Genomic DNA, 10645 nt, shown 5'->3' with positions numbered 1-10645 from the left:
ATAGCAATGTTATATATCCCTGGTGTATTACAACTGGCAAATGTTCCACCATTACCCAATTCTCTAACAATAGATTTTGACCATGCATCAGCGGCCAACTTTTGGGTTTCCGCCAAACCGAGGTTTTCCAGAAACTCCAGATCCTAACGATCCCAACTAAGATCCCGCTCCATATACCCTGAAAACCAAAGATCAACGATGAAAATCGACGGTTTTAGCTTGCCAAAAAATAACCAACATCCTGAATTAACCCGAATAATACGAAAAAGGATAAATTTTGAACTGATTTGAGTGTAAAAAACACACTAAACAGGGTTGTTTTTTGGTCAATTAAGGGTTGATTCCAACAAAACCATCAACTTTTCTCTATCTATTCAAAAATCAATTAAATTTCAATTCAACTTATTGATTAATAAGTAAAATGTAAATATAGATTTGTACCTTCCCCCACACATCCCCAATCGAATGATTTCCCCCGTCTAATCCGCCAATATATCAGCACACCTTAACAGGAGAACCGCTAATATGGCACAAGACTATCATCACGGCGTCCGTGTACAGGAAATAAATGAAGGTACTCGTACCATCACCACAGTTAGCACTGCTATCGTGGGTATGGTTTGTACTGCTCCTGACGCAGACGAAAAAACATTTCCATTAAATACTCCAGTTCTGATTACTGACGTTATGAGCGCCAGTGGTAAGGCTGGTAAGAAAGGGACTTTGTCCGCATCACTGAAAGCAATCGCAGCTCAGGCTCAACCTATCACTGTTGTTGTACGTGTTGCTGAGGGCGAATCTGAAGAAGTCACTATTTCTAACATCATCGGTGGCGTTACTGATGAAGGTAAGAAAACCGGTATGCAGGCACTGTTGGCGGCACAAAGCCAGCTCGGTGTTAAGCCTCGTATTCTGGGTGTTCCAGGTCTGGATTCAAAAGCTGTTGCTGTTGAACTGGCTAGTATCGCTCAGAAACTGAAAGCAATGGCTTATGTCAGCGCTTATAACTGCAAAAATATCTCAGAAGTGATCAAGTATCGCGACAACTTCAATCAGCGTGAGCTGATGCTGATTTGGCCGGATTTCTTGAGCTGGGATACCATTACTAACAGTGAAGCTATCGCTTATGCAACGGCTCGTGCTCTGGGTCTGCGCGCTAAGATCGATCAGGAAACTGGCTGGCACAAAACGCTGTCCAACGTTGGTGTCAACGGTGTGACTGGTCTGTCTGCTGATGTTTTCTGGGATCTGCAAGATACCGCGACTGACGCTGATCTGCTGAACAAAAGTGGCATCACTACACTGATCCGCAAAAATGGCTTCCGTTTCTGGGGTTCCCGCACTTGTGCTGATGATCCTCTGTTCCAGTTTGAAAGCTACACGCGTACCGCTCAGGTTCTGGCTGACACTATGGCTGAAGCACACATGTGGGCTATCGATAAACCGCTGACTCCATCACTGGTACGCGACATTATTGAAGGTATCAATGCCAAGTTCCGCGAGCTGAAAGCCGGTGGCTACATCATTGACGGTCGTTGCTGGTATGACGACAAAATCAACGATAAAGACACCTTGAAAGCCGGCAAACTGACCATCGATTATGACTATACACCTGTACCGCCACTGGAAAACATGATGTTACGCCAGCGCATTACAGATAGTTACCTGATGGATTTCGCGAAAAGTATCAATAAATAAGGGGCTAACTGATGGCATTACCTCGCAAACTTAAATACCTGAACTTGTTCAATGATGGCAACAACTATCAGGGGATCGTGGAAGAACTGACTCTTCCTAAGTTGAGCCGCAAGCTGGAAGCCTATCGCGGTGCTGGCATGAATGGCAGCGCAATGGTGGATTTAGGTCTGGATGAAGGCGCACTGGATGCTGAATTCACTCTGGGCGGCGTTGAAGCTCAACTGTACAAACAGTGGGGCATCGCGAAAGCCGACGGTGTCATGCTGCGTTTTGCTGGCTCTTTTGAGAGTGAAGATAACGGTGAAGTGGTTGCAGTCGAAGTTGTGATGCGTGGTCGCTTCCAGGAGTTCGATCACGGCACTTATAAACAGGGGGATAACACCCAGACCAAAATCACTGCCAAAAATACTTATTTCAAACTGACATGGAATGGTGAAGAACTGATTGAAATCGACACCATCAACATGGTTGAAAAAGTAGGTGGGGAAGATCGTCTGGAGCAGCATCGCCGCGCTATCGGTCTTTTTTAATCGCTTCTTTTAGCAATTAACTTTTTTAAAACTTATTTCCTGTCTCATCAGTGTATTAATCGTGCCTGTTGAGACAGGTCTCTAATCGGATAAACAAGGTTGAACCATGACAGAAACACTGAATACTCAAAATGACGATCTGCGCACCATCGAATTGGAAGCACCACTGGCGCGAGGCAACGGCGAAATCACGGAAGTGATGGTACGCAAACCTAACAGCGGTGCGTTGCGCGGTGCACGTTTACAGGCACTGCTGGAAATGGATGTGGATTCTATGCTGCTTGTCCTGCCGCGTGTTACCACCCCTGCATTGACCAAAAATGACCTGATAATGATGTCACCTGGTGATCTGATTAATCTCAGTGTGGAGGTGGTCAATTTTTTGTTGCCGAAGTCGGTCAAGTCCGATTCCCAGAACGATTAACCGTTGATGAATTGGTGGCAGATATCGCCACCGTTTTTCACTGGACTCCGGCAGACACAGATGCAATGTCACTGCCGGAATTATTGGACTGGCGACATCGGGCCATTTTAAGAAGTGGTGCAGAAAATGAGTAATATACAGTCACAGCTTAACAAGGTACTGAGTACTGTTGGTAAGCTGACCAGTTCCTTTAAATCTTTTCAACAGCATCAGAAAAAACTGGTAGGTTCAGTTGATAAAATTTATAACCAGTTTAAAAAACTTAATAAGACTGTTGAAGGATTAAAACCCATTATAGGTTATGCGCAGGAAACTGCGCGTATGCGTGCCGATCTTAAGGCCTATAATCAAACCATTAAACAATCTTTCTCTGCGCAGAAAAATTCCACTGAAGTAGTACAAGTCAGCGCCGCTAGCCAATCAGCCAATATTATTCAAACTACGCAGAATATTAGACAAGAAAATTCATACAGTAAGAAAAATGAATTTAACCTTGGTGTGTCTGGAAATATAACTAACAATTTTACATTGCTAGATAAGTTGATTATTAATATTAATCCAAAAATAACAATTTTATTTGGTACGCTGAAAAAAATTAAAAAAGTTTTGAAATTTCCCACTAATTCAGTGAAGGCATCGTTTCAAATTCTGATTAATTCTATAAAAATTTTTGGCAGTGTTGGTATAAGAGTTTTTGACTCTCTGAGAGTTAGTTTCCGTATCTTTGGTATTTTGTCTATTCAGATTTTTGGAACATTGAAAGTTCGGCTAAATATTTTTGGAAAGATAGGAATTAGAATTTTTGGTTCATTGCGCATAGGGTTGAATATCTTTGGGCAGTTGGGTATCCGAATCTTTGGCTCGTTGCGCATAGGGTTGAATATCTTTGGGCAGTTGGGTATCCGAATCTTTGGTTCATTGCGTATTGGACTGAATATCTTTGGGCAATTAGGCGTCCGGATCTTTGGCTCATTGCGTATTGGCCTGAATATCTTTGGGCAGTTAGGCGTCCGAATATTTGGCTCATTGCGTATTGGCCTGAATATCTTTGGGCAGTTAGGCGTCCGGATCTTTGGCTCATTGCGTATTGGCCTGAATATCTTTGGGCAGTTAGGCGTCCGGATCTTTGGCTCATTGCGTATTGGCCTGAATATCTTTGGGCAGTTGGGTATCCGAATCTTTGGTTCATTGCGCATTGGCCTGAATATCTTTGGGCAGTTGGGTCTCCGAATCTTTGGTTCATTGCGTATTGGCCTGAATATCTTTGGGCAATTAGGCGTCCGGATCTTTGGCTCATTGCGCATAGGGCTGAATATCTTTGGGCAGTTAGGCGTCCGAATATTTGGCTCATTGCGTATTGGCCTGAATATCTTTGGGCAGTTGGGTATCCGGATCTTTGGTTCGTTGCGTATAGGGCTGAATATCTTTGGGCAGTTAGGCGTCCGGATCTTTGGCTCATTGCGTATAGGGTTGAATATCTTTGGGCAGTTAGGCGTCCGAATATTTGGCTCATTGCGTATTGGCCTGAATATCTTTGGGCAATTAGGCATCCGAATATTTGGTTCATTGCGCATAGGGCTGAATATCTTTGGGCAATTAGGCGTCCGGATCTTTGGTTCATTGCGTATTGGCCTGAATATCTTTGGTCAGTTGGGTCTCCGGATCTTTGGTTCGTTGCGTATAGGGCTGAATATCTTTGGGCAATTAGGCGTCCGGATCTTTGGCTCATTGCGTATTGGCCTGAATATCTTTGGTCAGTTGGGTCTCCGGATCTTTGGTTCGTTGCGTATAGGGCTGAATATCTTTGGGCAATTAGGCGTCCGGATCTTTGGCTCATTGCGTATTGGCCTGAATATCTTTGGTCAGTTGGGTCTCCGGATCTTTGGTTCGTTGCGTATAGGGCTGAATATCTTTGGGCAATTAGGCGTCCGGATCTTTGGCTCATTGCGTATTGGCCTGAATATCTTTGGTCAGTTGGGTCTCCGAATCTTTGGTTCATTGCGTATTGGACTGAATATCTTTGGACAATTAGGCGTCCGGATCTTTGGCTCATTGCGTATTGGACTGAATATCTTTGGGCAGTTAGGCGTCCGGATCTTTGGTTCATTGCAAATTAGTTTGAATATTTTTGCTCAGTTGGGGATACGAGTTTTTGGCTCTTTGAGAATTAGCTTAAGTATATTTGGCCAATTAGGTGTAAGAGTATTTAATTACTTGGGAAGTAGCCTCAATATATTGGGTAGTATTGGAGGGAAAGTTTTTGATTTTCTCAGGAATTCATTAAATACACTATTCAATAGCGGTAACAAAAACGGTATTTTTGTAGGATTAAGAAAAAGTATAGGAAGACTAGGAAGTATTGGACAACAAGTATTTGGCTTTTTGGGCAATAGTATAAGAATGCTGGGAAGTATTGGTGCGAAAGGTTTAGGCTTTTTAGGTAATGCTTTCAGTATACTGGGTCGTGCAATAATGATTGTTGGCCGTGTCATGATGGCGAACCCCATTCTTGCCATTATTGGTGTTATCGCAATGGCTGCTATTTATATTTGGCAGAATTGGGGAACATTAGGAGAGAAATTCTCTGCATTATGGAATTACGTAAAAAATATCTTTAGCAGTGCGTGGGAAGGAATTAAAAACCTTGTCAATAGTGCATGGGAAAGTATTAAAAGTTATTTCATGAATGGGGGATTAATCGGCATTATTTATCAAAATTGGGATTCCATTAAACAAAGTACCTCAGAAGTTTGGGAAGCGATTAAAGTTGTATTAAACGAGAAATGGGAATCCATTAAGCAAAGCGTTTTTACAACTTGGGAAAATATCAAAACTCAAATCAGTGGTGCCTGGGAATCCGTTAAACAGAATACTTTAGAAATTTGGGAGAGCGTAAAAAAATCAATTTCAGATAGATGGAATGAAATTGTTGCTGATGTTCAGGCTATTCCCGAAAAATTAAAAGCGGCTGGCTCAGCAATGATCGATAGTTTGCTAATTGGTATTCAAGAAAAATGGGAGAACCTGAAAAGTAAATTTGCCTCTATTACTGATTGGTTTAAATCGTGGTGGTCTGGTGATGATAAAAAGGCAGTTACTGTAAAAACATCACAGGAAATGACCAAGAGCGAAACATCTCAGCAGGCAATACAGATTACTCGACATGATAAAGGCGGATTTATTCCTGCTGGAAAACAAGGCCTTGTAGGGGAATATGGCCCTGAAATTATCAATGGCCCAGCTAATGTTACCAACCGGAAAAATACCGCTAAATTCGCTGCTTTGGGTCTTGCCGTTAGCTCAATGTCACTGCCGATTGCGGCGCAGGATGCACCATTACACGCGCAGAGTTTACCTGCTCACGCTTATGAGGAAGTGCAGGCGAAACGGGAGCGGAGCCAGCCACAGCAATACAGTGGCGCAGCACCGCAATATAACATCTATGTCTATGGCGCCCAGGGACAATCCGCGCAGGATATTGCCCGTATGGTCAGGCAGGAATTGGAACAAAAGGAACGTATGCACCAGGCGCGTATGCGTAGTTCACTTTCGGACAGAGGAGAAGATTTCTCATGATGGCTGCACTTGGTTTGTTTGTTTTTATGCTGAAAACAACGCCCTATCAAACTTTTCAATATAAACAGAGTTGGCGACATGCCTTCAACAGCCGCGTGGGAGCGCGGCCTGCATGGCAGTTTGTCGGTTCAGACAATGATACGATCACGCTATCAGGGGAGCTTTATCCTGAATTGACAGGTGGTTCACTTTCATTAACTGCATTGAAAGTGATGGCAGATAGTGGCAAGGCGTGGTCTTTTATTGATGGCAGTGGTGCCATTTACGGTATGTTCGTTATCGAAAGCATTGATGAAACTAAAACAGAATTTATGTCAGGCGGTGCAGCCAGAAAAATCAGTTTCACGCTGACTTTGCGACGTGTTGACAATAATTTGCTCGACATGTTAGGCGACTTGCAGGATCAGCTTTCTGATATCAAAGACGATGTTGTCGGTAAAGTCAGGGGAGTGTTCTCATGAGCGATTTTGAAAAGTGGATACCCGACACGGATTGGGTTCCCCAATTTGATTTGGTCACTGGAAAAGTCAGTAAACCCGCTTTTCGTCTTGAAATCAACAATAAGGATATCAGTGGGAAGATCCAATCACGCCTGATGTCATTAACATTGACGGATAATCGTGGTCTGGAATCAGACCAGCTCGATATTGAGTTGGATGATGCAGATGGCATGCTGATGATGCCTAGTCGTGGCAATATTCTTACATTAGAACTGGGGTGGCATGGCCACTCCTTAACGCCGAAAGGAAAATTTGTTGTTGATGAAATTGAACATGTCGGTGCGCCAGATCGATTAACCATTCGTGCCCGCAGTGCAGATTTTCGTGGTGATCTGAATGTGAAACGGGAGGCGTCTTACCATAAATGCACTTTAGGCAGTATTGTCAGTACCATCGCTGCCAGAAATAAATTGGCGTTTAAGATAAGCTCAGAGTTAGAAAATATCTCTATGCATATCGATCAAACAAATGAATCTGACGTCAGCTTTTTGACTCGATTGGCAAAACAAGAAGGTGCAATCGCTTCAGTCAAAAATGGCGAATTATTGTTTGTTCAGCAGGGGCAGAATGAGACGGTGAATGGTAAGCATATTTCGCCTGTACTGATTACGCGTAAATCAGGGGATAATCACAGATTCTCTCTTTCCGATCGTGAGGCCTATACTGGTGTTGTTGCTCAATGGGTGGACACACGTACAGCAACTAAACAGACAGTTAAATTGAAGCGAATGGAATCAGAGGAAGGAAAAATTGAACTTGTCGTTGAATATGAAAGTGGTAGTAGCCAATCATCAGACAAGAATTCTTCTCAAACAAACAAAAAAACCACTAAAAAAGAGGATGCTTCTTCCGGGAAAAAGCAACCACAATCCTCTAAAAAGGAAAAAGATCTTAAACCTAAACCACCTGCACCTGGCAAAGTTAATTTGGCGAAGAAAAATCCAAAAACTAAAGGTCGTGGAAAACCGACTTATATTAAAAAGGGGAATAAAAAGAAAAAAAAAGGTAACAGTAGTATCGAAGTAGAAGCAGATCTCGATATTGAAGCCAGCTTATCGTATGAAGAACAGCGTGAATCAACGGTTGAACATCATCAAACAACTACGCAACAGCAAGAATCTGCAAGCTATTTGGTGGGAACTCAGGAGAATATTCTGACGCTTTCGCGTATTTATTCTAACAAAGAAAGTGCAGAGCGTGCCGCTATCGCCATGTGGAAAAAAATGCAACGAGGAGCTGCGCAGTTCTCTATCACATTAGCCTTGGGGCGTGCTGATATTTATCCTGAAACTCCCATCCAGTTAGAGGGATTTAAGCCAGAAATTGATGAAACTGACTGGACTTTGGTCAAAGTCACTCACACGCTCAATAACAGTGGTTTTACGACATCATTAGATCTCGAAATAAAAATCGATGAATTTGAAATGAGTTCTTGATCTCAATATGAGATCTTTTGTATATTGTTCACCAGACGAGATGATGTTATTTCAAGACAGTTATTTCAAGATAACGATTTCAGAAAGGTGAACAATATGATTAAGTGTCCTCTGTGTGGTCAGTCAGCGCATACTCGTAGCAGCTTTGAGCATTCAAGCCAAACAAAGGAGCGCTATAACCAATGTCAGAACATCAATTGTGGAGCAACGTTCGTCAGCCATGAAACCTTTGTCCGTTTCATTTCTAAGCCGGGTGAAGTCCAGAATGTAACGCCGCATCCAAAGGCAAAAGCTAAGAGACAACCTCGCCAGAAAGCGGCTGCCGCACAATAAATAACGAAGAAATCATTGCTCCAGTTTTTGCCACCATTATGGTGGCTTTTTTATGGATGTGGAATTGGCGCGGTTCTCTAATCGAGAACTTTCTATGACGCCTACTTATTAACAAAGCAGGCGTTAAAATTATTGGCAGGACTATTTCTGAGATTCTGCCTGCAAAATCCTTTGCATCTCATCTTTGATGTGTAATTTTTCTTTTTTCAGACGTATAACTTTATCGCTGTAGCCAGTTCCATTTGGGCCTTCAAGCTGGGTTATCTCGTGGTCAAGTCGGTTATGTTTTTCAAACAGGGATTGGAAGCGGGGATGAGATTCTTTCAGGTTGGATACTAAATCACGATATTCTGGAAACATGAGACCTCCTATACGAAATTTACTACCACACTATATGAGTGTAGCAGCCCATTGTAATCTCAGATTTGAGAGATATCACATAAAAAGATCGGGTACTCTTTGTATGTCTAACTTATTGTTAATAATAATTAATATTAACTTTTATTGCATATACTTTAATTTTATGGAATAAGCCCAAAAATCAGTGCATTGCCAAAAAAACATAATTCACATCAGTATTTTTGTTGTTATGATTCAATCTCCTTTTTAAATATATTCAGAGGTGATATATGAAAAAATATCTATTTCCTTTAGCTGCTTTGATGGTATCGACTTCTGTTTTCGCTGACAAAAAACTGGAAGATGTAGCACCTTATCCTGCTGCTCCTGAGGGAATGGTACGCAGTGTGATTGAACTTCCTCAGCAAGAGCATGAAAACAACTACATGGTTGAGTTGATGATTGGCAAGGACATGAAAGTGGATTGTAACCATCATTGGTTTGGTGGCAAGTTGGAGACAAAAGTACTGGAAGGATGGGGATATAATTATTATGAGCTAAATAAAGTCTCTGGCCCCGTTTCAACAAAAATGGCATGTCCAACCAAGGAAAAAACGGTACGCTTTGTTCAGGTTAATTTAGGTAAAGATGCGGCCATACGTTATAACAGCAAATTACCTATCGTGGTATATACACCAAAATCGATGACAGTCAAATATCGTATTTGGCAGGCATCGGATGAAGTCAAAGAAGCAGTGCATAAATAATCTATTGACTTGGTAAATCAACAACCTGAGTTTTCGTTATATTAAACTCAGGTTGTTCGATTTATAACATTATTTTCTGTTTTCAAATGATTAATATTTTCAATAAATAAGATGTTTCTACAACATTATTTGTCACCAAGTTAACAGTAGAGCATCCTGTAATAAACTGAATCTTAAGCTCACATTGATGATATTTGTTTCTTCTTTTTTTCTGTCTGTGATTCCTTGCCCATATTTAAAAATACTAACTAAACTGTTTTTGGATTCTTTTGCATTTATGCAAATATCATTGAGGAATCGTAGAATGTTTAAAAAATTATCAGCAGAGTTCTTTGGTACTTTTTGGTTGGTGTTTGGTGGATGTGGCAGTGCTGTTTTAGCGGCAGCATTTCCGCAGCTAGGGATTGGTTTTGTGGGGGTATCTCTGGCTTTTGGTTTAACTGTGGTGACAATGGCCTATGCCGTGGGGCATATTTCAGGAGGGCATTTTAATCCTGCGGTAACATTGGGATTATTTGCAGGAGGACGTATTTCTGCAAAAGATGTCATTCCTTATATCATTGCCCAAGTGATTGGCGGGATTGCGGCAGCAGCAGTGCTTTATCTTATCGCCAGTGGTAAAAGTGGTTTTGATGCAACGGCAAGTGGTTTTGCCTCTAATGGTTACGGCGAACATTCTCCAGGTGGTTTTTCATTACAGGCTGCAATTATTATTGAATTAGTATTAACCGCATTTTTCTTGATGATCATTCTTGGGACAACAGATAAAAATGCGCCGGCAAGCTTCGCACCATTAGCTATTGGTCTGTCTTTAACCCTTATTCACTTAATCAGTATTCCTGTGACCAATACGTCGGTTAACCCGGCAAGAAGTACAGCAGTTGCTATTTTTCAAGGAACCTGGGCCTTGGAGCAACTTTGGGTATTTTGGTTGATACCATTAATTGGTGGTGCTATTGGTGGATTGATATATCGGATACTATTACAGAAAGAAGCTTGATTTATTAATTAATATTCCTCTCATTTTGAAAAGTCATGCTAT

General features: G+C 41.7%; 11 protein-coding genes. 10 read left to right on the top strand and 1 reads right to left on the bottom strand.

The window, feature by feature from the left end; translation table 11 throughout:
* Window positions 1-525 precede the first annotated feature (525 nt).
* The 8 genes from Xenpb_RS17140 (at window position 526) to Xenpb_RS17105 (ending at window position 8497) form a co-directional block, all read left to right on the top strand.
* Window positions 526-1698 carry a phage tail sheath protein gene (locus Xenpb_RS17140; RefSeq protein ID WP_187655427.1) on the top strand — a complete coding sequence of 391 codons (1173 nt, stop codon included), beginning with the start codon at window positions 526-528 and terminating at the stop codon, window positions 1696-1698.
* 11 nt (window positions 1699-1709) lie between these two features.
* Window positions 1710-2228: a phage major tail tube protein gene (locus tag Xenpb_RS17135; protein WP_074020972.1), complete on the top strand. Its 519-nt coding sequence runs from the start codon at window positions 1710-1712 to the stop codon at window positions 2226-2228.
* A 106-nt stretch (window positions 2229-2334) separates the two neighbouring features.
* Window positions 2335-2652 (top strand): phage tail assembly protein, encoded by a 318-nt coding sequence (locus Xenpb_RS17130; protein ID WP_074024573.1) that lies wholly within the window; start codon window positions 2335-2337, stop codon window positions 2650-2652.
* A gap of 14 nt (window positions 2653-2666) precedes the next feature.
* Window positions 2667-2786, top strand: coding sequence for a GpE family phage tail protein (locus Xenpb_RS17125; protein WP_208605066.1), 120 nt, complete (start codon window positions 2667-2669; stop codon window positions 2784-2786).
* Window positions 2779-6228 carry a phage tail protein gene (locus Xenpb_RS17120; protein WP_187655426.1) on the top strand — a complete coding sequence of 1150 codons (3450 nt, stop codon included), beginning with the start codon at window positions 2779-2781 and terminating at the stop codon, window positions 6226-6228. The genes Xenpb_RS17125 and Xenpb_RS17120 overlap by 8 nt, the downstream gene beginning before the upstream one ends.
* Window positions 6225-6689, top strand: a complete 465-nt coding sequence (locus Xenpb_RS17115; protein ID WP_187655425.1) for a phage tail protein — start codon at window positions 6225-6227, stop codon at window positions 6687-6689. The genes Xenpb_RS17120 and Xenpb_RS17115 overlap by 4 nt, the downstream gene beginning before the upstream one ends.
* Window positions 6690-6823: 134 nt before the next feature.
* Window positions 6824-8164 carry a contractile injection system protein, VgrG/Pvc8 family gene (locus Xenpb_RS20540; RefSeq protein WP_368666838.1) on the top strand — a complete coding sequence of 447 codons (1341 nt, stop codon included), beginning with the start codon at window positions 6824-6826 and terminating at the stop codon, window positions 8162-8164.
* Between the two features lie 96 nt (window positions 8165-8260).
* Window positions 8261-8497 carry an ogr/Delta-like zinc finger family protein gene (locus Xenpb_RS17105; RefSeq protein ID WP_187655423.1) on the top strand — a complete coding sequence of 79 codons (237 nt, stop codon included), beginning with the start codon at window positions 8261-8263 and terminating at the stop codon, window positions 8495-8497.
* 141 nt (window positions 8498-8638) lie between these two features.
* Here Xenpb_RS17105 and Xenpb_RS17100 read toward each other — a convergent pair whose 3' ends face one another.
* On the bottom strand, window positions 8639-8857 hold the full coding sequence (locus Xenpb_RS17100; protein WP_099113831.1) for a YdcH family protein: 219 nt from the start codon (window positions 8855-8857) through the stop codon (window positions 8639-8641).
* A gap of 269 nt (window positions 8858-9126) precedes the next feature.
* Between Xenpb_RS17100 and eco the strand changes: the two genes are divergently transcribed.
* Both eco and aqpZ read left to right on the top strand, forming a co-directional pair.
* The gene (gene eco, locus Xenpb_RS17095; RefSeq protein WP_187655422.1) at window positions 9127-9603 is read left to right on the top strand and encodes a serine protease inhibitor ecotin; all 477 of its coding nucleotides are present in this window, start codon (window positions 9127-9129) and stop codon (window positions 9601-9603) included.
* 304 nt (window positions 9604-9907) lie between these two features.
* A complete protein-coding gene (gene aqpZ / locus Xenpb_RS17090; protein WP_187655421.1) occupies window positions 9908-10603 on the top strand; it encodes an aquaporin Z in 696 nt (231 codons plus the stop codon).
* Window positions 10604-10645: the final 42 nt, after the last annotated feature.

Source organism: Xenorhabdus sp. PB62.4 (genome assembly GCF_014467285.1).
GTDB lineage: Bacteria > Pseudomonadota > Gammaproteobacteria > Enterobacterales > Enterobacteriaceae > Xenorhabdus.
This window is presented reverse-complemented; position numbering and strand designations above follow the sequence as displayed.